At 68.1% G+C, this 20633-nt stretch carries 18 protein-coding genes and 1 pseudogene; 12 read left to right on the top strand and 7 right to left on the bottom strand.

Features of this window, described 5'->3' with window-relative positions; genetic code table 11:
- The first annotated feature begins 240 nt into the window (after positions 1 to 240).
- The 3 genes from EV648_RS36700 to EV648_RS36690 all read left to right on the top strand — a co-directional run bounded on the left by EV648_RS36700 (position 241) and on the right by EV648_RS36690 (position 2596).
- A complete protein-coding gene (locus EV648_RS36700; protein ID WP_132300131.1) occupies positions 241 to 1575 on the top strand; it encodes an RNA polymerase sigma factor in 1335 nt (444 codons plus the stop codon).
- A gap of 10 nt (positions 1576 to 1585) precedes the next feature.
- Positions 1586 to 1852: a DUF6412 domain-containing protein gene (locus EV648_RS36695; protein WP_132300129.1), complete on the top strand. Its 267-nt coding sequence runs from the start codon at positions 1586 to 1588 to the stop codon at positions 1850 to 1852.
- A gap of 66 nt (positions 1853 to 1918) precedes the next feature.
- The gene (locus EV648_RS36690; protein ID WP_132300127.1) at positions 1919 to 2596 is read left to right on the top strand and encodes a membrane protein insertase YidC; all 678 of its coding nucleotides are present in this window, start codon (positions 1919 to 1921) and stop codon (positions 2594 to 2596) included.
- On the opposite strand, the gene EV648_RS36685 is transcribed toward EV648_RS36690, so the two are convergent.
- Complete coding sequence (locus EV648_RS36685; RefSeq protein WP_132300125.1) at positions 2593 to 3318, bottom strand: TetR/AcrR family transcriptional regulator; 726 nt, start codon at positions 3316 to 3318, stop codon at positions 2593 to 2595. The two genes, EV648_RS36690 and EV648_RS36685, sit on opposite strands and share 4 nt — an antisense overlap.
- A 144-nt stretch (positions 3319 to 3462) precedes the next feature.
- On the opposite strand from EV648_RS36685, the gene EV648_RS36680 reads away from it, so the two are divergent.
- The 5 genes and pseudogenes from EV648_RS36680 to ppk2 form a co-directional block, all read left to right on the top strand.
- Positions 3463 to 4962 carry an MFS transporter gene (locus EV648_RS36680; protein ID WP_132300123.1) on the top strand — a complete coding sequence of 500 codons (1500 nt, stop codon included), beginning with the start codon at positions 3463 to 3465 and terminating at the stop codon, positions 4960 to 4962.
- Between the two features lie 87 nt (positions 4963 to 5049).
- Positions 5050 to 6390 (top strand): FAD-binding oxidoreductase, encoded by a 1341-nt coding sequence (locus EV648_RS36675; RefSeq protein WP_132300121.1) that lies wholly within the window; start codon positions 5050 to 5052, stop codon positions 6388 to 6390.
- A gap of 49 nt (positions 6391 to 6439) precedes the next feature.
- Positions 6440 to 7537, top strand: coding sequence for a hypothetical protein (locus EV648_RS36670; RefSeq protein ID WP_132300119.1), 1098 nt, complete (start codon positions 6440 to 6442; stop codon positions 7535 to 7537).
- Between the two features lie 73 nt (positions 7538 to 7610).
- Entirely contained in the window at positions 7611 to 8249 is a 639-nt protein-coding gene (locus tag EV648_RS36665; protein WP_132300117.1) for a bifunctional 2-polyprenyl-6-hydroxyphenol methylase/3-demethylubiquinol 3-O-methyltransferase UbiG, read from the top strand.
- A gap of 75 nt (positions 8250 to 8324) precedes the next feature.
- A pseudogene (ppk2, locus tag EV648_RS36660) lies at positions 8325 to 9002 on the top strand (polyphosphate kinase 2); the annotation flags it as partial.
- A 26-nt stretch (positions 9003 to 9028) separates the two neighbouring features.
- On the opposite strand, the gene EV648_RS36655 reads toward ppk2, so the two are convergent.
- The 4 genes from EV648_RS36655 to EV648_RS36640 form a co-directional block, all read right to left on the bottom strand.
- Positions 9029 to 10570, bottom strand: a complete 1542-nt coding sequence (locus tag EV648_RS36655) for a cell wall metabolism sensor histidine kinase WalK (protein WP_132300113.1) — start codon at positions 10568 to 10570, stop codon at positions 9029 to 9031.
- On the bottom strand, positions 10570 to 11271 hold the full coding sequence (locus tag EV648_RS36650; protein ID WP_132300111.1) for a response regulator transcription factor: 702 nt from the start codon (positions 11269 to 11271) through the stop codon (positions 10570 to 10572). The genes EV648_RS36655 and EV648_RS36650 overlap by 1 nt, the downstream gene beginning before the upstream one ends.
- A gap of 64 nt (positions 11272 to 11335) precedes the next feature.
- The gene (locus EV648_RS36645) at positions 11336 to 11881 is read right to left on the bottom strand and encodes a hypothetical protein (protein WP_132300109.1); all 546 of its coding nucleotides are present in this window, start codon (positions 11879 to 11881) and stop codon (positions 11336 to 11338) included.
- A 178-nt stretch (positions 11882 to 12059) separates the two neighbouring features.
- Positions 12060 to 12545 carry a DUF456 domain-containing protein gene (locus tag EV648_RS36640; protein ID WP_132300107.1) on the bottom strand — a complete coding sequence of 162 codons (486 nt, stop codon included), beginning with the start codon at positions 12543 to 12545 and terminating at the stop codon, positions 12060 to 12062.
- Positions 12546 to 12587: 42 nt separating this feature from the next.
- Between EV648_RS36640 and EV648_RS36635 the strand changes: the two genes are divergently transcribed.
- Entirely contained in the window at positions 12588 to 14621 is a 2034-nt protein-coding gene (locus EV648_RS36635; protein WP_132300105.1) for a glycogen debranching N-terminal domain-containing protein, read from the top strand.
- Positions 14622 to 14684: 63 nt separating this feature from the next.
- Here the strand turns inward: EV648_RS36635 and EV648_RS36630 are convergent, their stop codons facing one another.
- Positions 14685 to 15317 (bottom strand): LysE family translocator, encoded by a 633-nt coding sequence (locus EV648_RS36630; RefSeq protein ID WP_132300103.1) that lies wholly within the window; start codon positions 15315 to 15317, stop codon positions 14685 to 14687.
- Positions 15318 to 15402: 85 nt separating this feature from the next.
- Between EV648_RS36630 and EV648_RS36625 the strand changes: the two genes are divergently transcribed.
- Positions 15403 to 16881 carry a PLP-dependent aminotransferase family protein gene (locus tag EV648_RS36625; RefSeq protein WP_199235029.1) on the top strand — a complete coding sequence of 493 codons (1479 nt, stop codon included), beginning with the start codon at positions 15403 to 15405 and terminating at the stop codon, positions 16879 to 16881.
- Between the two features lie 131 nt (positions 16882 to 17012).
- Here the strand turns inward: EV648_RS36625 and EV648_RS36620 are convergent, their stop codons facing one another.
- Positions 17013 to 17261 (bottom strand): hypothetical protein, encoded by a 249-nt coding sequence (locus EV648_RS36620; RefSeq protein ID WP_241995960.1) that lies wholly within the window; start codon positions 17259 to 17261, stop codon positions 17013 to 17015.
- Positions 17262 to 17701: 440 nt separating this feature from the next.
- On the opposite strand from EV648_RS36620, the gene EV648_RS36615 reads away from it, so the two are divergent.
- Both EV648_RS36615 and EV648_RS36610 read left to right on the top strand, forming a co-directional pair.
- On the top strand, positions 17702 to 19786 hold the full coding sequence (locus EV648_RS36615; protein ID WP_132300097.1) for a type IIA DNA topoisomerase subunit B: 2085 nt from the start codon (positions 17702 to 17704) through the stop codon (positions 19784 to 19786).
- Positions 19783 to 20454, top strand: coding sequence for an HAD family hydrolase (locus tag EV648_RS36610; RefSeq protein WP_132300095.1), 672 nt, complete (start codon positions 19783 to 19785; stop codon positions 20452 to 20454). Before EV648_RS36615 ends, EV648_RS36610 begins: the two co-directional genes overlap by 4 nt.
- Positions 20455 to 20633: the final 179 nt, after the last annotated feature.

Here is a 20633-nt window from a genome sequence, read left to right as displayed (position 1 = left end):
GGCGGCGCCGGTACCAGTCCCGACAACGGTCTGGTACCGGTGGTGGCACGCCGTTCCGGGGGTCGCGCGGCGATCGGCCTTGGGCCGCGGATTACAATGTAGTGTTGCCGCCGCCTGACCAGCGAGCAGCCGCAGACATCGAAGCACAATCCAGGCAAGAACGCAGCACCTCAGCACCAACGCACCGCAGTACCGCTGTACAGAACCCTGCAGACTGAATCGTCAGACGAGAGGTAATTCGTGTCGTCCAGCTCGTCCGAGAACCTTCCCGCCGAGTCCGTCCGGGCCGTGGCCGCCACCGCCCGCAGTACGGCCCCGAGGACCAGCGCCAGAGTGTCCGACCCTGCCGCCAAGAAGGCACCCGTGAAGAAGGCTGTCCCGACTGCGGCCAAGAAGGCTGCCGCTAGGTCCACCAAGGAGGACGGTATCCCCGCGAAGAAGGTCGCCGCGAAGAAGACGCCGGCGAAGAAGGCCGTGTCCGAGGCGGGTCTGTCCATCGACCCGAAGACCGGTAAGCCGCGCGCTCTGGACGAAGTCGACGAGGCGGACTTCTCGCCGGACGCGGTGAAGCCGCTGGAGAAGGAGCTCACCGAGGACCAGGGCTTCATCGTCTCCGAGGCAGACGAGACCGACGAGCCCGAGCAGCAGGTGATGGTCGCCGGTGCCACCGCCGACCCGGTGAAGGACTACCTGAAGCAGATCGGCAAGGTCCCGCTGCTGAACGCCGAGCAGGAGGTCGAGCTCGCGAAGCGGATCGAGGCCGGCCTGTTCGCCGAGGAGCAGATCGGCGACGAGGCGACCAAGCTGAAGGACAAGGTCAAGGACGAGTACGAGTGGATCTCGGAGGACGGCCGCCGCGCCAAGAACCACCTCCTCGAGGCCAACCTGCGACTCGTCGTCTCGCTGGCCAAGCGCTACACCGGCCGCGGCATGCTGTTCCTGGACCTGATCCAGGAGGGCAACCTCGGTCTGATCCGTGCGGTCGAGAAGTTCGACTACACCAAGGGCTACAAGTTCTCCACCTACGCGACCTGGTGGATCCGGCAGGCGATCACCCGCGCGATGGCCGACCAGGCCCGCACCATCCGTATTCCGGTGCACATGGTCGAGGTCATCAACAAGCTCGCCCGGGTGCAGCGCCAGATGCTGCAGGACCTCGGCCGCGAACCCACTCCGGAAGAGCTCGCCAAGGAGCTCGACATGACCCCGGAGAAGGTCATCGAGGTGCAGAAGTACGGCCGCGAGCCGATCTCCCTGCACACCCCGCTGGGTGAGGACGGCGACTCCGAGTTCGGCGACCTGATCGAGGACTCCGAGGCGATCGTGCCGGCCGAGGCCGTCTCGTTCACCCTGCTGCAGGAGCAGTTGCACGCGGTACTGGACACGCTGTCAGAGCGGGAGGCCGGCGTCGTCTCGATGCGCTTCGGCCTGACCGACGGCCAGCCGAAGACGCTGGACGAGATCGGCAAGGTGTACGGCGTGACGCGCGAGCGGATCCGCCAGATCGAGTCGAAGACGATGTCGAAGCTGCGGCACCCGTCCCGCTCGCAGGTGCTGCGGGACTACCTGGACTGATCGGGTCTTGATGGGCAGGGCACTCGCCGGCGTCTGGACGCTGGCGATCCCTGCCCTCGGACCAGACTCCGGTCTGCTGGCCGTCGCCGTTCTCACGGCGGCGGCCGTTCTGTTCGCGGTGCTCCAGGTCTCCCGTACGGCGGCGCAGCGTCCGCTCTCGTCGCCGCTGCCCGCGCGCGCCAGCGCCACCCGGGCCAACTCCCGCCGTACCGCGTATCTCTCCCTCCGCGATCCCGACGCCGCCGGCAGGCCGCGTCCGCGAGCACCGGGAAGGTAGCCGGCTGCCGTCTCTTCGGCAGCCCCTCTCGCGCTACCCATCCCTTCTCACTCGTGGAGTACTGCCATGCCTTCCTTCCTCGACGCGCCGATCAGTGGCGCGTACCACCTCGTCAACGGACTCGCGACCGCGATCGAACCCCTCACCGGCCCGTACGCCGCTGCTGTGGCGATCGTGCTCTGTACGGTGGCCGTCCGCCTGTTGCTCCTCCCGCTCAGCCTTGCCGCAATCCGCGGCGAGAAGTCGCGGGCCGCCTTGATGCCAGAGATCCGCAACATCCAGCAGCGGCACGGCAAGAACCCCGAGCGGGTTCAGCGTGAGGTGGCCAAGCTGCAGTCCGAGTCCGGGACCACCCTGCTGGCCGGATGCCTGCCGATGTTCGCGCAGCTGCCGTTCTTCTGGGTGATGTACAGCCTGTTCACCACGGCGATCGTGGCTGGCCAATCGAACCAACTGCTCGCAGGCACGATCTTCGGTGCGCCGCTCGGCCTCCACTGGCCGCTGTTCGCGTCGACCCCGGCGTACCTGGGGCTCGCGGTACTGCTGGCGGTCGTCGCCTACTTCTCGTCGCGCCGGCAGTTGCGTCAACTGGATGAGACGGCCTCGCCGATGTCTCGCCGGATCGCCCGCCTGCTGCCGTTCGGCACTCTCGCTACAGCCGCTTTCATCCCGCTGGCAGCGGGCCTCTACCTGCTGACCACCACGACGTGGACGCTCGTGGAGCGCACGATCCTGCTGCGTTAGCGCTCGCGGCGAGGCTCGAGTCCGTCGAGGATCCGGGCCAGGCCGTACTTGAAGTCGTCCTCGCTGCCACCGACGATGTCGTGGCCGCGGTGGGCCGCGTAGAGCTCCTTCATCCTGGGGTAGTCCTGCGCGGCCTGCTCGGCGGCGGGCCAGACCTTCGTCATCCAGTCGTCGGCTGTCAGGCCGCTGCGAGCCAGCTTGGTCAGCGTGGCTGCCTCGGTGGATGCGACGCCCAGCACGTAGGCGGCGACGGTCGTCGCGGCCTGGTTCGCCTCCAGCAGGCTGAAGCCACCGCCCTCATACAGGGCGAGCATGCGATCCGAGACGCGCATCATGTTCGGGCCGAGATAGGTCAGGCCGACTTCGGCGAGGGTCGATCCCATCCAGGGATGCTGAAGGATCACGCCGCGGAAGCTCTCGGCACAGGCCTCGGCCGCGGCGCGCCACTCGTCCGGGCTGGTCACCTCCGGAACCTCGATCTCGCCGTAGATCTGGTCGACGACGAGCTCGATCAGCTCCTCTTTGTTGGCGACGTGCCAGTACACCGCGGTGGCGACCGCACCGAGTGCGGCGCCCAGCTTGCGCATGCTCAGCGCCTCGAGGCCCTCCGCGTCCAGCAGCTTGATCGCCTCCGCGACGATCTGCTTCTGGCTGAGCGCGGGCTGCTCCCGGCGCTTGCGCTTCGGCCGGGTCCAGACCGACGCGTACTCCTCGGCTGCCATGCCGCCTCCTTCGGCTTCCACCTGCTGTGCCGCCACCCTAGCGCACTTCATGAACACTGTGCAGGAGTTGACCGGTGTTCAACTGCAATGCACACTGTTCAAGGCAACTGCACACCGTTCAATAAACTTCCGAGGAGGTGCGAGATGACTGATCGTCATCCGCGTCGCTGGCTCATCCTGATCGTGCTCTGCCTGAGCACTCTCGTCCTGGTGCTCGACAACGGTGTGCTCACCGTCGCGATCCCGTCGCTGACCGAGGACCTGGACGCGAGCGCCCAGGACATCCAATGGATCATCGCGAGCTACATCCTGGTCTTCGCCGGACTGCTGCTGACCGCAGGAAGCCTGTCCGACCGGTACGGCCGCAAGCGGGTGATGATCGTCGGCCTGGCCATCTTCGGCGCGGCGTCGCTGCTCGCCACCTATGCGAACAGCCCGGAGACGCTGATCGTCGGCCGGGTGCTGATGGGCATCGGCGGAGCGGTGGTGATGCCGAGCACGCTGTCGATCCTGATCACCGTGTTCGACGACGCCGAGCGTCGCAAGGCGATGTCGATCTGGAGCTCGGTGCTGATGGTCGGGCTGATCGGCGGTCCGGTGATGGGCGGCGCGCTGATCGCGAAGTTCTGGTGGGGCTCGGTGTTCCTGATCAACGTGCCGGTCGTGGTGCTCGCGATCGCCGCGGCGGTCATCTGGATGCCGGAGTCCAAGGGTCCGTGGCGCAAACCGGACCCACTCGGTGCGGTGCTGTCGATGGCCGGTCTGGTGGCGCTGGTCTGGGTGATCATCGAGATCCCGACCCAGGGTGTCTCCTGGCCCGCGCTCGCCGTGGCCGTCGTCGGTCTGGCCGGCTTCGTCGCCTGGGAACTGCACACGCCGGTGCCGATGGTCCCGCTCGACCTGTTCCGGAACCGCAACTTCAGTGGTGGCAGCCTCTCCCTGGTGCTGGTCCAGATCGGCAACGGCGGCCTGGTGCTCGCGCTGACGCAGTACCTGCAGTTCGTGCTCGGCTACACGCCGACCCGAGCCGGGCTTGCGCTGGCGCCGATGGCGCTCGCGGTGATCGTGGTCAACGGCATCGGCGCGACCCTCGGACAGAAGATCGGCAACCGGCCGATGACCGCGGCAGGTCTGGTGGTGCTCGCCGGCGGCTTCGCGATGCTGTCGACGCTGGGAGCGGATGACGGGTTCGGCATGGTGACCGCGGCGTTGCTGCTGTTCGGGATCGGCGGCGGGTTGGCGCAGCCGGCCGCGACTGCCGCGCTGATGGGAGCCGTGCCGCACGAACACGCCGGTGTCGGGTCCGCGCTGAACGACACCGTCCAGCAGGCTGGTGCGGCGCTCGGTGTCGCGATCCTGGGCAGTGTCCTGGCGAACGGCTTTACCGCGGCGATGCCGGAGAGCGCTCCCGAGTCGGCCCGCCGCTCCATCGGCGACGCTCTCGCCGTGGCGGCGAGCACCGGGGACAGCGCTCTCGCCCGGTCCGCCAAGGTCGCCTTCGCCGACGCCATGTCGAGCAGCTTCGTCGTCGCGGCGGTCGCGGTTGTCGGCTCCGCAGTACTGGCCTTCGTTCTTCTTCGCGACCGCAAGCCTGAGGCACCTGCCGATCCGTCCAGCGACGACGCCGTCATCGTCGCGCACTGACGCAGACGTGGCCCCAGGTCACATTTGGCCGGTCTGTGTCGTCAGACCTGTGTATGCATCCGGATTTGTCCTGTGTGGAAGGAAGTCATGAGCTCAGCGCTTGAAACTCTTCGCCCCGACTTCGGCGGGGACATCATCGAACCGGGCGGAGCCGAGTACGAATCGGCCAGTCGGTCGGTCCTGGCTTCGGGCAGCCCGGCCTACGTTCTGCGTCCCAAGAGCCTCGGGGACGTGCAAGCAGGTGTCAGATTCGCCGCCGATGCGGGTCTCGTGCTGTCCGTGCGAGGCGGCGGTCACAGCTTCCCGGGCTTCGGCACCAACGACGGCGGCGTCGTGATCGACCTGATCAAGCTCGCGACCGTGGAGGTCGTCGACAAGGAACGGCACCTCGTGCGGATCGGCGGCGGCGCCACCTGGGGTCAGGTCGCGGCCGCCCTGGCCCCGCACAATCTGGCGATCTCCTCGGGCGACACCAAGAGCGTCGGGGTAGGTGGGCTGACGTTGACCGGCGGCATCGGCTGGAAGGTCAGGAAGTACGGTCTGGCCCTGGACAATGTGGTCGCCATGGAGGTGGTCACTGCCAACGGAGAGGTCGTGCGTGCGACCGGGGAGGAGAACCCGGAACTGTTCTGGGCGCTTCGCGGTGGTGGCGGCAACTTCGGGATCGTGACCGCCTTCGAGTTCGCGGCGCACCCGACCACCGACGTCTTCTACGGGAAGATCGCCTTCCCGGCAGCGGAGCTGGCGACCGTGCTCCAGGGGTGGGCGGACTACCTCCGCACCGCGCCCGAAGAGCTCACCTCCATCGCGGATTTCGCCAATCCGTTCGCCGGCGGACGTGAGGCGCCGATCGAGTTCCACGTCACCTTCGACGGCGATGACCCGGAGCTCGCCGCGAAGGCGATCGACCCGATCCGCCGGCTCGGCACGGTACTCGAAGACGATGTCGCGCTGCGGCCCTACGCGGACACCCTCGTCGACGGCATGACGCCACCGCCCGGCATCCAGCTCGTGACCCGAAGCGCCTTCGTGGACAAGGATTCGGTGCCCGAGGTCCTTCGGATCCTTGCTGAGGTCGGAGCATCGGAACGGCCGCCGATCATCGCCGTCCGCAGCGTCGGCGGTGCGGTGTCCCGAGTCCCCGACGACGCCACTGCCTACGCTCATCGCCAAGCGGAGTTGATGTTCGTGACCACCATCATCGGTCCGAAGCCGGCCGTCGACGCAGCTGGGCCGGCTCTGGAGGCCATCTGGGGGAGGCTCGCACCTCACGTCAACGGCGCCTACGCGAACTTCCTCACTGCTCACACCGCGGAGGATGTCGCCGCGGTCTATCCGGCCGGGACCTATCAGCGGCTCGCGGCGGTCAAGCGCCAGTACGACCCCGCCAACCTGTTCGCCGGCAACCACAACGTCCGGCCTCAGTGAGCCGGGCTGATCTGTAGGCGGTGGGGTGGGTGGTGTGTAGGTTGCTGCGGTGGGAACTGAGTCGCAGCTCGAACCTCTGCCTGGTTCGCCGAGGCCGACAACGGTCATGCCGTCGGCGTTGCGCATGGCCGCCGAGAGCGCTCCCTTGATGCTCGACCTGGTGGAGTTCGCGACCGAGATCGTAAAGAGCGCTTCCCCCAGAACCGACCACGAACACTGGCGTACTGCGGTGCTGGCCGGGCTGATCGACCCCAGCCCGGGCACACCGCAGTACGGGCCGACCATGCGAGCCTGGTCGCCGGAGGATGACCTGGTCACGCCACGGCGGGTGGAGCCGTGGATCGAGGTCTTGCAGGCTGTGCTCGGCGAATCGCCCGGACTCACGCCGACGTTGCTGGTCGCCTTCCGCGACGGGGAGGTGGTCGTCGAGAGCCGGCAGGGCTTTGAGCGACTCGAGCGGCTCGGCGCGGTGACCGTCGAGGGCTCGCTGGTGCGCTTGACGCCGCTCGGTGTGCGCGGGTTGTTCGCGTGCGGCCGGTGGGCGGATCCGTCGTACTGGCTGCTCGAGCCGGGGGAGTGGTGGGCGAATCTCTCGACCGAGGATCTCGTCGCGTTCCTGCAAGCGGCGGCTCAACTGCGGCTGGTCGATCAGGCCGGAGCGGTTGAGCGATGGTTCGAGCAGGCGTCGCCGGAGCAGTTCGCGTACCAGTTGGTGCATGCCGGGCCGAGCCTGCACGGCGGCGCGCTGGCCACGGCCTTCGGTTACCTGCTGCGGATCGGGCTGGACGCGGCGCCGGCCGTCGAGGAGTGGCTGGCCAGCGTCTCGCTGGCCTGCTGGGGTCTGCTGTGGTTCGACCTGATCGGCGCGCCACGAGTCGGTGCGCCGACTGAGCAGGAGCACGCCTGCCTGATCGCCGAGTCGAAGCGAGCAGTCGACGAATTGCGAATCCTGCTGGACCGTTCGGCGCTCGAGCCGCCTCAGCCTCCGTTGCCTGGAGCAACGATCGATCAGCTGAGCCTCGCCATCCCGCACCGGCTCGCCACGCCACGCGTCGGCGAACTCCTGCAGCGCCTGCTGAACTCCGAGCTCCGCGAGCAACCCGGCGATCGCGCCGAACTCGAACAGCTACTCGCGGAGACCCGGTGACGTCCCGCTGAGCTGTTTGCCAAGACGGCAACAAGGTTTGCCATCACTCGGTGTGGTGACGCACGATCGGGTCATGACGACCGATGAGCTGTCCGACGAAGAGTCCTGGAACAACCGCTACTCCGAGAGCGCGCAGATCTGGAGTGGCCGGCCGAACGTAGTACTGGTGCAAGAGACCACCGATCTCAGGCCGGGCCGCGCCCTGGACCTCGGCTGCGGCGAAGGCGCGGACGCGATCTGGCTGGCCGGGCAGGGCTGGCAGGTGACCGCCGTCGACATTTCCACCGTCGCCCTGGCCCGAGCAGCCGCCCATGCCACGGCGTCCGGTGAAGCTGTGGCCGGGCGGATCGACTGGCAGCACTGCGACCTCGGCAAGACCTTCCCCGAGGGAAGCTACGACCTCGTGTCGGCCCAGTTCCTGCACTCGCTCGGCGACATGCCGCGTGAGGAGATCCTCCGCAAGGCAGCCGACGCGGTCGCCCCGGGCGGCATCCTGCTGATCGAGGGTCACCTGAGCTTCCCCTCCTGGGAGCACAACCATCACCCGGACATCCACTTCCCGACCCCCGAGGAAGTGATCGCCGACCTCAAACTCTCCGAGGGTGAGTGGGAGATCCTGTTGAGCCAGACCCACCCCCGCGAACACACCTCCCCGGACGGCCACCCCAGCTCCCGGCCCGACGCCACCGTCAAGGTTCGCCGCCTGCCGTAGTACGGGTTCGATGTTCATCCGTGCGTCCGACCTCGTTCACCGCGGACCAGTCCGGTGCGCTGATTCTTGGGCGTTATGAACACCCCTGATCTGGTACACGAGCTCGGCTTCCGCGTGCTGGACGAGGAGGACGACGACCCGGTGCTGCTGCGCCCCGACGGCACGCCGGTCGACACCTGGCGCGAGGGCTACCCGTACGGCGAACGCCTCGCGCGCGAGGTCTACGACCGGGACAAGCGGCTGCTCCAGATCGAGCTGCTCAAGTTGCAGTACTGGGTGAAGCGTTCGAAGCAGAAGCTGGTGATCGTCTTCGAGGGGCGCGACGCGGCGGGCAAAGGCGGCACCATCAAGCGGTTCATGGAGCATCTGAACCCGCGCGGCGCCCGGATCGTCGCGCTGGAGAAGCCGACCGAGCGGGAGCAGACGCAGTGGTACTTCCAGCGGTACGTCGAGCACCTGCCGGCCGCCGGCGAGATGGTGCTGTTCGACCGGTCCTGGTACAACCGCGCCTGCGTCGAGCGGGTGATGGGGTTCTGCACCGACGAGCAGTACGACGAGTTCATGCGGCAGGCGCCGGAGTTCGAGCGGATGCTGGTGCGCTCCGGGATCAAGCTGGTGAAGCTGTGGTTCTCGGTGTCGCAGGCCGAGCAGCAGACGCGCTTCATGATCCGGCAGATCGACCCGGTCCGGCAGTGGAAGCTGTCGCCGACCGACCTGGCCTCGCTGGACAAGTGGAAGGACTACGAGTCCGCCAGCCGCACCTTCCCCGCCCTCTGACCTCAGCCCAGGGGAGTTAGGGGCAGGTGCACGGTGAAGGTGGCGCCGCCCCCGGGAGTGTCGGTGACGGTGACCTTGCCGCTATGAGCGGCGACCAACGCAGCCACGATCGACAGTCCGAGGCCCGAGCCACCAGTGGTGCGAGTACGGGCGGAATCGGCTCGGTAGAAACGCTCGAATACCCGTGCCTTCTGTTCCGCACTGAGCCCCGGCCCGGTATCAGCGACCTCGAGGATCGCCTCGCCGTCACGAGTCCCGACCGAGATAGTGATCGGCGCGTCGTGCGGCGTGTAGTGCAGCGCATTGCTCACCAGATTCCCCAGCACCTGCCGCAGCCGCGCCTCATCGCCCTCGACCACGGGAGCTCCTGAGTCGGGGAGGATCTGCAGCTTCACCGGACGCCCAGGCTGAACAGCCTGTACGTCGTGGACGGAGTCGCCCGCGAGCGTCAGCAGATCCACCGGCCGGTGCTGCAAGGGCCGCTGCTGGTCGAGTCGCGCGAGCAGCAGCAGGTCGTCGACGAGGAGTCCCATCCGCTTCGCCTCGTCCTCGATCCGCTTCATCGTCGCGGGATCGGCTGCGGAACTCCGCTGCCGGGTCAGCTCGGCGAACCCACGGATCGACGTCAGCGGAGTACGGAGTTCGTGGCTGGCGTCCGCGATGAACCGCCGCATCCGCTCTTCCGACTGCCGGGCGTTGTCCTCCGACTGACGAGCCACCTCCTCGGACTGCCGGGCCACCTCGGCCGACCGGCGGGCCGCGTCCTCCGACCGGCGCGCCGCGAACTCCGAAGCGGTCCGCTGCGCGAACGCGGTCTCGATCTGCCCGAGCATCTGGTTCAGCGCGAGCGACAACCGCCCGACCTCGGTCCGTGGATCCCGCTGCGGCACCCGCCGGCTCAGATCACCACCGGCGATGGCCACCGCCGTGTGCTCCACATCCTCCAGTCCTCGAAGACTGCGCCGCACGACCCAGGTGCCGACGCCCGCGAGCAGCACCAGCAGGATGATCCCGGCCGCGATCTGCACTCCGACGAGTCGCTGGATCGTCTGATCCATGTCGCCGAGATTCTGCGCGACCATGATGTAGCCGTCCTGGTTCTGCAGCGGCGTGGCGATCACCCGGAAAGTGCCATCGCCCGAGACGGCTCCCGTGTTGAACGGCTTGTCGCCCCGGGCAACCACTTGTTCCAGCGTCATCGTCGGGAGTTGAGGCTCGGCCTCGGTCGGCCGCAAGGGTTCCCGGAACCGTCCGTCGGCCGACTTGGCGCCGTCCGCCTCGAAGGCCTGCAGGATGAACACGCTGGGCAGCCTCGGCCCGCGCTGGTTCGGCGGCGGCGGACCGTTCGGCCCGAACCCCTTCTGGGCGGAGATCATCTTGGCGGCGTCGCTCAACTGACTGTCCACGCGGTCTGTCAGGTACCCCCGCATGATCGTCGTTGCCACCAGGCCGGAAGCGAGCAGTGCCGCGGTCACCAGCGTCAGCAGTACGACGACGATGGTGATGCGCAGGGGATACCGGTCGGCCAGCCGGCGGTGAGGCATCAGTTGGGGCCTCGGGGGGTTCGCAGTACGTAGCCGACGCCACGGACCGTGTGGAGGAGCTTCTGGTCGCCGGTGTCGACCTTGCGGCGCAGGTAGGACATGTAGGACTCGACCACCCCCGCGTCCCCGGCGAAGTCGTAGTTCCAGACCGCCGAGAGGATCTGCCCCTTCGACATCACCCGCTCGGCGTTCTCCAGCAGGCAGCGCAGCAGCTTGAACTCGGTGAGCGACAGTTGCACGGCCTCACCCGCCTTGAACACCTCGTAGCTGTCCTCGTTCAGCTCCAGATCGGCGTACCGCAGTACCGCGGGCTCGGTCGCGGCCTGCTCGCGGTGGCCGGAGCGGCGCAGCAGCGCGCGGACCCGGGCGACCAACTCGTCCAGGCTGAACGGCTTGGTCACGTAGTCGTCGCCACCGGTGTGCAGGCCGAGCACCTTGTCCTCGACGGCGTCGCGCGCGGTGAGGAACAGCACGGGCACGTGCCGGTCCTCACCGCGCAGCCGCCGGACCACCTCGAAACCGTCGAGGCCGGGCATCATCACGTCGAGCACGACCAGGTCGGGCTCCACCTCCCGGGCCTTCCGGAGCGCCTCGGCCCCGTGGGTCGCCGTGGTCACCTCGTACCCGGCGAAGCGCAGACTCGCGGACAGCAGCTCGACGATGTTGGGCTCGTCGTCGACCACCAGCAGATGCGGGCTCATGCCCACAGTCTTACGCCCGGACCCGTGCGATTCCTGGAAGGTTCCTGGCAATCGGCTGTGAGTGTCAGCGGGGTCCGCGCTTGAAACCCCACTTCTCCCGGGCCGCGTCGCGGACCGTTCCGTCGTTCACGCTGGTCGCGGTGGCCTTGCCGTCCGCCACGATCGCCGACACCGAGACGGTGTTGCCGGTCTTGACGCTGGCGATCCCGTCACGCGCCGCGTTCACCAGGGTGTCGGCGGTGACGACGTAGTCCTTGCTGTACCCGTCGGCGCTCTTCACCGTGATCGAGTCCTTGCTGACCGCGGTGACCTCGCCGGTCTGGGTGGCCAACGTCTGGTAGCCGCCGCCCTCCTTCTCGACGACGAACTCGCCGTGCAGCGCGCCGCCCATCCCGAACTCGCCGTGCCGGCCGGGTCCCCGGTCAGGCTTGGCGGGGTCGGCGGAGTTGGGTGCCGACGGCGAGGCGGACGGGCTGGCCGAAGGGCTGGGGGACGGGTCCGCGTTGGTGGTTGCCCAGGCGACTCCGCCGGCGGTGGTGGTCGCCAGGACGGCGGCCACGGTGCCGGCCACCCGCCAGCGCTTGTCGGTGAGCTTCTGGTTCAACGCCATGCTTGCTTGCCTCCCGGTACTGCGCACCAGGTGGTCACCTGGTACTGGTCGTCCCAACATCCCCGGTGGACCTGAGACGATCCTGCGCCGAAGCTGGCAAAACCCTGGCATTCGCTCAGCAAACGGGTGACGCAGCAGGCCCGGACGAGTGACTCGGGTGGTGGCTCAGGCCAGTGGCTCAGACGAGGAAGAGGACGGCGGCGAGCCAGACGGCGGCGGCCAGGGAGGTGCCGATCAGCTCGATCAGGATCGACAGCCCGGTGGCGCGCAGGGCGTGCTTGGTCGAGGTCCAGGCGTGCGCGTGGGCGCCGAGCCGCTGCCGCTCGGACACGTAGACGCCGAGCGGGAACCCGATGAACATGCCGACCACCGGGATCACGAAGAACCCGACGATGCCGAGCAGCACGCCGATCAGCATCGATCTTCGCGGTACGCCGGACTCGCGCAGCCGCCGCTCGGGCACGATGTACTTGACCACCTGGCTGGCTCCGATCAGCACCACGGCGGCCGAGAGCACGATCCAGCCGGTTGAACTCTGCTCCTCCAGCGCCCAGACCAGGATCGCCGCCAGGCTCAGGATGGCGCCGGGCAGGATCGGGATCACGATGCCGACGATGCCGACGAAGATCGCCACCCCGACCAGGAACGTCGCCACGCTGTTCACACCGCCACTCTGCCGCAAAACCGGTCGTCGTAGTGTCGACACATGCCCTATCTGCATGATCTGGTCACCACACTCGCTGCTCCCTGGGTGGTGTTGTCGCCCCGGTCCGGACAGTTGACGGGCGCCGGCGCCGAAGGTGTCTACGCCCGGGACCGCCGCATCCTGTCCCACCTCCAGGTGTCCGTCGACGGCCGCTCACCGGTACCCGTCCAGGTCGACGAACGCTCCACCGCGACCACCCGGTACGACGCTGTGGTCGACGGCCTGGGCGATTCCGGCCACGACCCCACGGTGCTGCTTCGGCGTACCCGCGAGGTGTCCGGCGACGGCTTGACCGAGCGGATCACGCTGGTCAACCGCTCCCACCTCACCGTCGACTGTGAGCTGGTCGTTGCCCTCGGCACGGACCTGGCCGGCACGGCCGCCGTACGCAGTGAAGCCGCGGCAGACCTCCCCGCCCTTCCGCCGATCCCGGAAGCGGACCGCCTGCACTGGGAGGACGCGTCCGGAACCCGGGTAACCGCTCTCTTCGATCCAGCTCCCGACGCCGCGGCTCCCGATGGAGCGGAGGCCGAAGCCGGGCGCGGCTGGCAACTGAAGGTCGATGCCGGGCAAGAGGTGAGCGTGACCATCCGGGTCAGTGCGACCTTCCCGATCACCGACGGCTTCAGTATCGAGCCGCCTGCGAGCAGGCCCGGGTACGACGAGGTCGAGGTTGGGTGCGACGACACGAGGGTGGACCGCTGGTTGCGGCGGTCCTTGGACGATGTCGCAGGACTGCAACTGGCGGCCGAGGAGGGAGAGCGCTATCTCGGCGCGGGGCCGCCCTGGTACCTCACCTTGTTCGGCCGGGACTCCCTGATCTCCGCAGGCATGCTGATCCCGGTCGATCCGCCGTTGGCAGCAGGAACACTCCGTGCGCTGGCCCGCCACCAAGGCACCCGCGTCGACCCGGGTGCGGCAGAGCAGCCGGGCAAGATCCCGCACGAGCTTCGCGCGGAGGTCACCGACCACGGCCGCGGTCTGGTGCTGCCGGCCGCCTACTACGGCACCCACGATGCGACCCAACTGTGGATCACCACCCTCCACAAGGCCTGGCGCTGGGGCATGCCCACGGACGAAGTACGGGAGTTGCTGCCTGCTCTGCAGGGAGCGCTCGCCTGGATGCGCGACTATGCGGACCCGGACGGCGACGGATTCCTCGAGTACATCGACGAATCCGGCCACGGCCTGGCGAACCAGGGGTGGAAGGACTCGAGCGACTCCGTGCAGTGGCCCGACGGCACGATCGCCACCGCACCCATCGCGCTCTGTGAGGTCCAGGGCTACGCCTACGCCGCCGCGATCGCGGGCGCGGAGCTCCTCACTTCCTTCGGTCTGGAAGGCGCCGAGGAGTGGAGTGAGTGGGCCGCGAACCTCAGAGAGCGCTTCCGCGAGACTTTCTGGGTCGACGGCTACCCGGCGATCGCGCTGGACGGCGCGAAGCGACCTGTCGCCGGACCCGCCTCGAACATGGGCCATCTGCTCGGCACCGGCATTCTCGACCCGGCGGAAGAGGCCGTTGTCGCCGACGTGCTGGCGTCCGGTGACCTCGACAGCGGCTTCGGACTGAGAACGTTGTCGAAGGCAATGACTCACTTCAACCCGCTCGGCTACCACACCGGCACCGTCTGGCCGCACGACACCGCGATGACCGTCCAGGGCCTGTACGCCGCGGGGCAGTCCGCCGCCGCTACGTCCCTGGTCAACGGCCTGGTCAGGGCTGCCGAGGCTTTCGACTACCGCCTGCCCGAGCTCTACGGCGGAAGCGGTCAGCCGGAGGAGGACACCCCGACGCCCTACCCGCTGTCCTGCCGACCGCAGGCATGGGCCGCGGCTGCAGCAGTCGCTGTTGTGATCGCCGCACTGAGGATCTCGCCGGACGTGCCGAACGGAACGCTGCGGATCACGCCGGCTGAGCACTTCCCCTGGAAGAACCTCCAGCTCTCCGGCCTCCGGCTCGGATCGGGCGAGCTGTCGCTCTCGCTGACCGACGGCGAGCTCACAGTACGGAACTCGCCCCTCGAGGTGCAGTGACTCGCCAGGTGGAGTGACTCCCGAAGTGGAGGGACTTGCGAGGCTCGGGAAGCGTGCCGGGGCTCAGTGCAGGGTGCCGAGGGCGGCGACGGTTGCGATGGTGAGGTAGATGCCTCCGACGAGGAGGCGTTGCGTCCGTCCGCCGCTCCGGCCCTGTGAGCGGAAGCGACGCCCGATCGCGTCCGCGCCGACTGCGTAGGCGAGATCCAGCAGCAGCCCGATCGCGAGCACGGCCAGGCCCAGCAGCAGCATCTCGTTCCGCAACTGCACCGGACCCGCACCGCGGCTGGTGAACTGCGGCAGGAACGCGAGGAAGAACAACGCGACCTTCGGGTTGAGGAGGTTCACCAGCACGCCCTCCCGGAACACCCGACCGAGCGGCGCGGTGCGTACGCCGCCGACCCCTTCACCGGCAGGCGCCCGCAGAGTCTTCAGACCCAGCACCGCGAGATAGGCCGCCCCGACCAGCGTGATCCCGGTGAAGATCGCAGGGGAGGCCCGGACCACAGCCACCAGTCCGAGGGCCGCGACCACGATGTAGACGAGCGTGCCGGTCTCGATGGCGAAGGCCGAGACCACCCCGGCGCGCCGGCCCTGGGCGAGACTCCGGAGCGAGATGTAGATGTTGTTCGGCCCCGGCATCCCCACCAGCACGACCGTCGCTCCGACGAACCCGAGCGCCTGCGCGATCCCCATCTGTCTCACCCTCTCGAACTGGACTGCTGACTGCCACTAGCCTGGCGGGATTGGAAGCAGTCCACCCGGGCCAATGAGGGGTGAAGTGGACCGTTCTGGAGATCCGTCCGCCCTCGCGGACCTGATCGGGCACCGCCTGACCGACCACTCCGGCGGTCTGTACCGCCGCCTGGCCGACGCGATCGCCGAGCTCATCGGCTCCGCCGAACTCCCCGTCGGCGCACGGCTGCCGGCCGAACGCCCGCTGGCCGAGGCCCTCGCGATCAGCCGCTCCACAGTCGTCGCGGCGTACGACGAACTGCGCGGGCGCGGCCTGGTGGAGAGCCGCCGAGGCAGCGGTACGACGGTGGCGCGCTCGGCGAGCCGCGGCCGCTCAGGAGCCGACAAGCGCATGCCCAAGGGGTACGGCGAGTCGCTGTTCCACCGGATCGCCGTCGGCCCGGGCGAGGTGATCGCGATGACCTACGCGGTCGACCCCGGGATCCCCGAACTGGCGGCCGAGGTGGAAGAACTGGCACGCACCGAACTACCCGTGCTCCTGCAAGGCGTCGGCTACCACCCGCGCGGCCTCGAAGTACTCCGGGAGCGGATCGCGGAACACTTCGACGAGTCGGGGCTGCCGACCAGCGCGGACCAGATCGTGGTGACGAGTGGCGCCCATCAGGCGATCGCGCTGGTCACCCAGATGTACCTGCGCTCGGGGGCGGCCGTGGCGATCGAGCAACCGAGTTGGCCGGGGTGCTTCGACCTGTTCGGAGCCGCCGGCGGCAGGGTGGTCGGCGTACCGCTGGATGACGCGGGGATCCGGCCCGATCTGCTGGCGGCGGCGTTCGCCGAGCATCACCCGGCGATGCTGTTCGTGATGCCGACCTTCCACAATCCGACCGGGCGGCTGATGTCGTCGGCGCGGCGGCGTCAGGTGGCTGAGTTGGCAGCCAAGCATGGGGTTGTTGTTGTCGAGGACAACGCGTATTCGACCTGGGACCCGACCGGTCCGGAGATCCCACCACCGCTGGCCGCCTTCGCGCCGGCGAACGCCGAGGTGCTGACGATCGGCTCGGTGTCGAAGGCGGTCTGGGGCGGATTGCGGATCGGCTGGATCCGCGCGCCGCGATCGCTCGCTGAACGATTGGCCCGGCACAAGGCGCTGGCGGATCTCGGCAGCCCGGTGATCGACCAGGCGCTCACCGCACGTTTGTTGCCCCGGCTCACCGAACTGACCGCGGCCAGGGCGACCGCCGCGACCGATCGGAAGCGATGGATGGGCCGGCTGCTCACGGAGCGACTGCCTGAGTGGGTCTGGGAAGAGCCTGAAGGCGGCTCAGCGCTGTGGATCCGGTTGCCGGACACCGATGCCCGGACCTTCGCGCAGGTCGCTCTCAGGCATGGTGTCGAGGTCGTGGCAGGCCGTGCGATGGATCCGACGGGGGAGCACGACGACTACCTCAGGGTGCCGTTCAGCTATCCCGTGGAGGTGATGGACGACGCCGTCGATCGGTTGGCCCGGGCCTGGCAGGAACTGCGTCGCCATGGACCGGCGCCCGCAGTACCGGTGATCGTCTGAGGGCAAAGCCACAGCAGTTACGCCGCAAGCTGAATGTGATTTGGATGACGGATGGCGGCCACCCGTCCGGGTGACCGCCATCGGTGAAAGCTAGTAGGGGTAAGCGCCCTCGTTGGCGCTTCGAGGCCGGGTTACCGGTCGCCCTCCGCAGGGACCGACTCGGCGGGCGCGTCTTCGAGCCGGCCCGTCTCGTCGTGGATCGTGATCGCGATGTTGCGCAGCTTCTCCGCGTGCTCCCGGCCGTGGTGGGCGCAGAACAGGAGCTCCCCACCGCTGGTCAGGGTGACACGAACGTAGGCCTGCGCACCGCAGCGGTCACAACGGTCCGCAGCCGACAGGGTCGAACTCGGGGCGAGTGCTGTAGTCACTTGAGGCCTCATCTCATCTAGTTCCGTACTCACCAGATAGCAACATCCTGACATGCGGATCGCTTCCCGGTAGGTGCAGCGTGTCCGTATGTGAGACGAACCACCTGTTCCCTTATGACGCATATTGACGGGGAATCGTTTCGGATTCGGTCGATGTGGTGTTTCCGGCGAGTGTCGGGCGTGTCTTCTCTCACTGTGCGCCACGATCTGATCACCGCGTGCGCGCGATCGGAGTGTCGCGAAGACCACACAATCGAGTCCGGATCGATACCTTCCGGAACACCTTTCTTAGTTCGCGTTCGGTGCTTGTGAGATACCCCGTCGAGAACATGGATACACCAGCGCCACAAGGCGACCCTGCCGGGTTTTGGGGGTCGGGCTGCGTAGGCTGTCTGCGTGCGGTGGTTCCGGCTGCCGCGCGTTGTCTGCTTGTGAACCAGTGAAGGAGCCCTGTGGCCGCCCCGACGCCTCGCAGTACCGAGCTCGACCCGACCTACAACGCCCGCCACCTGCTCGTCCTCGAGGGGCTGGAGGCGGTGCGCAAGCGGCCGGGTATGTACATCGGCTCGACCGACAGCCGCGGTCTGATGCACTGCCTGTGGGAGATCATCGACAACGCGGTCGACGAGGCGCTGGCCGGGCACGGTGACCGGATCGACGTCGTGCTGCACAAGGACGGCTCGGTCGAGGTGCGGGACAAGGCTCGCGGCATCCCGGTCGACATCGAGCCGAAGACCAAGCTCAGCGGTGTCGAGGTCGTCTTCACCAAGCTGCACGCCGGCGGCAAGTTCGGCGGCGGCTCGTACAACGCCTCCGGTGGTCTGCACGGTGTCGGCGCCTCCGTCGTGAACGCGCTGTCCGCGCGGCTCGACGTCGAGGTCGACCGTGGCGGCTCGGTCTGGACCACCTCGTTCCGTCGCGGTGTCGCCGGTGAGTTCGACGGCGAGGGCGCGGCCGCGGGGTTCACCGCGGTCAAGGGACTGCGCAAGGCCGGCCGGGCCAAGAAGGGTGTCACCGGCACCCGGATCCGGTACTGGGCGGATCGGCAGGTCTTCACCAAGGACGCCGCCTTCAACTACGACGAACTGGTCACCCGGGCGCGGCAGACCTCGTTCCTGGTGCCCGGCCTCGAGCTGGTGGTGCGGGACGAGCGCGGCGACGAGCCGACCGAGGAGTCGTTCAGGCACGAAGGCGGGATCAGCGAGTTCTGCGAGTACCTGGCCACTGATCAGAAGGTGACCGACGTCGTCCGGCTGACCGGAACCGGCCACTTCACCGAGACCGTGCCGATGCTCGACGATGCGGGTCACATGTCGCCGACCGACGTCGAGCGCGATCTCGAGGTTGACATCGCGGTCCGCTGGGGCGACGGCTACGAGACCGAGCTGCGGTCGTTCGTGAACATCGTGTCGACGCCGAAGGGCGGCACCCACGTGGCCGGCTTCGAGCGCGCTCTGCCGAAGGTGTTCACCAGCGCGCTGAACGGCACCCGGCTGCTGAAGAACGGCGAGGAGATCATCAAGGACGACGTGCTGGAGGGCATGACGTCCGTGGTCACCGTCCGGCTGTCCGAGCCGCAGTTCGACGGTCAGACAAAGGAAGTGCTCGGTACTCCGGCCGCTTCACGGATCGTCGCGAAGGTGGTCCAGACCGAGCTCGAGAGCTTCCTCACCTCGACGAAGCGCGAGCACAAGGCGCAGGCCCGCGCAGTACTGGAGAAGGTGGTCGCGGCCTCGCGGACGCGGGTCGCCGCCCGGCAGCACCGGGAGTTGCAGCGGCGCAAGACAGCGCTCGAGTCGTCGGCGTTGCCGGCCAAGCTGGCGGACTGCCGCAGCAACGACGTCGACCGCTCCGAGTTGTTCATCGTCGAGGGTGACTCGGCGCTCGGCACCGCGAAGCTGGCCCGGAGTTCGGAGTTCCAGGCGCTGCTGCCGATCCGGGGCAAGATCCTCAACGTGCAGAAGGCATCCGTCGGCGACATGCTGAAGAACGCCGAGTGCGCCTCGATCATCCAGGTGGTCGGCGCGGGCTCCGGACGGACCTTCGACCTGGAGCAGGCGCGCTACGGCAAGATCATCTTCATGGCCGACGCCGACTCCGACGGCGCCCACATCCGCTGCCTGCTGGCGACGCTCTTCTTCCGGTACATGCGGCCCCTGGTCGACGCCGGGCGGGTCTACACGGCCGTACCGCCGCTGCACCGCTTCGAGCTGACGAACCCGAAGAAGGGGCAGGACAAGTACATCTACACGTACTCCGACGCGGAGTACCAGCGGAAGTCGGCCGAGCTGATGAAGAAGGGCGTCCGCTGGAAAGAGCCCCCGCAGCGCTACAAGGGTCTCGGTGAGATGGACGCCGACCAGCTCGCGGAAACCACCATGGACCCGCGGCACCGCACCCTGCGCCGTATCACCGTCGACGACGGCGAGGCCGCCGCGGGAGTCTTCGACCTCCTGATGGGCAACGACGTTGCGCCCCGGAAGGAGTTCATCGTCCAGGGCGCCTACGAACTGGACGAGAACCGCATCGACGTATGACGGGCCGACCAGCGGGGCTGCCGCGGCTTGCCTGTTTTGATCTGGACAACACGTTGATCGATCGGGATGCGTCGTTCGTGGCGTGGGCCGAGTGGTGGGTTGCGCGGGCAGGGCTCGGCCGGGCGGTGTTCGAGTGGTTGCTGGCGAACGACGAGGGTGGGTTCCGGGCGCGGCCCGAGCTGTTCGCGGGAGTGAACGAGCGGTTCGGGCTGGACGGTGACGTGGGTGCGATGGTCGAGGCGTATGACCGGGAGCATCCGTTGTTCACCTCGGCCGAGCCGGCCGTGCTCAACGGACTGACTTCCTTGCGTACTGCGGGATGGCGGGTGGCCGTGGTCACGAACGGTGGCACGCTCCAGCAGTCGATCAAGCTCGAGCACACCGACATCGGGGCGGTCGTCGACTTCAAGTGCATCTCCGAGTCGGTGGGGGTGCGCAAGCCCGATCCCCGGATCTTCAAGATCGCGGCCGAGTACACCGGTGCGACGTTGGAGGGTGGCTGGATGGTCGGCGACCACCCGGCGTACGACATCGCCGGCGGGATAGCGGCCGGCCTGTCCACCATCCGGATCGGCAACCACCACCCGACAGCAGCCACCCCGGACCGCACGCCGACCTATCACTTCGAGTCGGTGCTCCAGGCCTTCCCGGTGATCCTCGCCAGTTGACCTGTGGTCTTCCGCCGGTCCACGGCGTCAGGATTGGCCTCACCCTGACGGAAAGGCGCCGGACGGCCGGATCGGCTTGCGGTCCTCTAGACGCATTTTCCGCATTGCGATGAGTTGAGTGTCGTCACGATCGCGCTGTCAGGCTGTTGCCGTGGCGGCGCGATCTGTTGTGTTGCGGG

The sequence above is a fragment of the Kribbella sp. VKM Ac-2568 genome (assembly GCF_004345365.1).
In the GTDB taxonomy this organism is placed as follows: Bacteria; Actinomycetota; Actinomycetes; order Propionibacteriales; family Kribbellaceae; genus Kribbella; species Kribbella orskensis.
The sequence above is the reverse complement of the archived record's forward strand: the minus strand, read 5'-3'. Positions and strand labels throughout refer to the sequence as shown.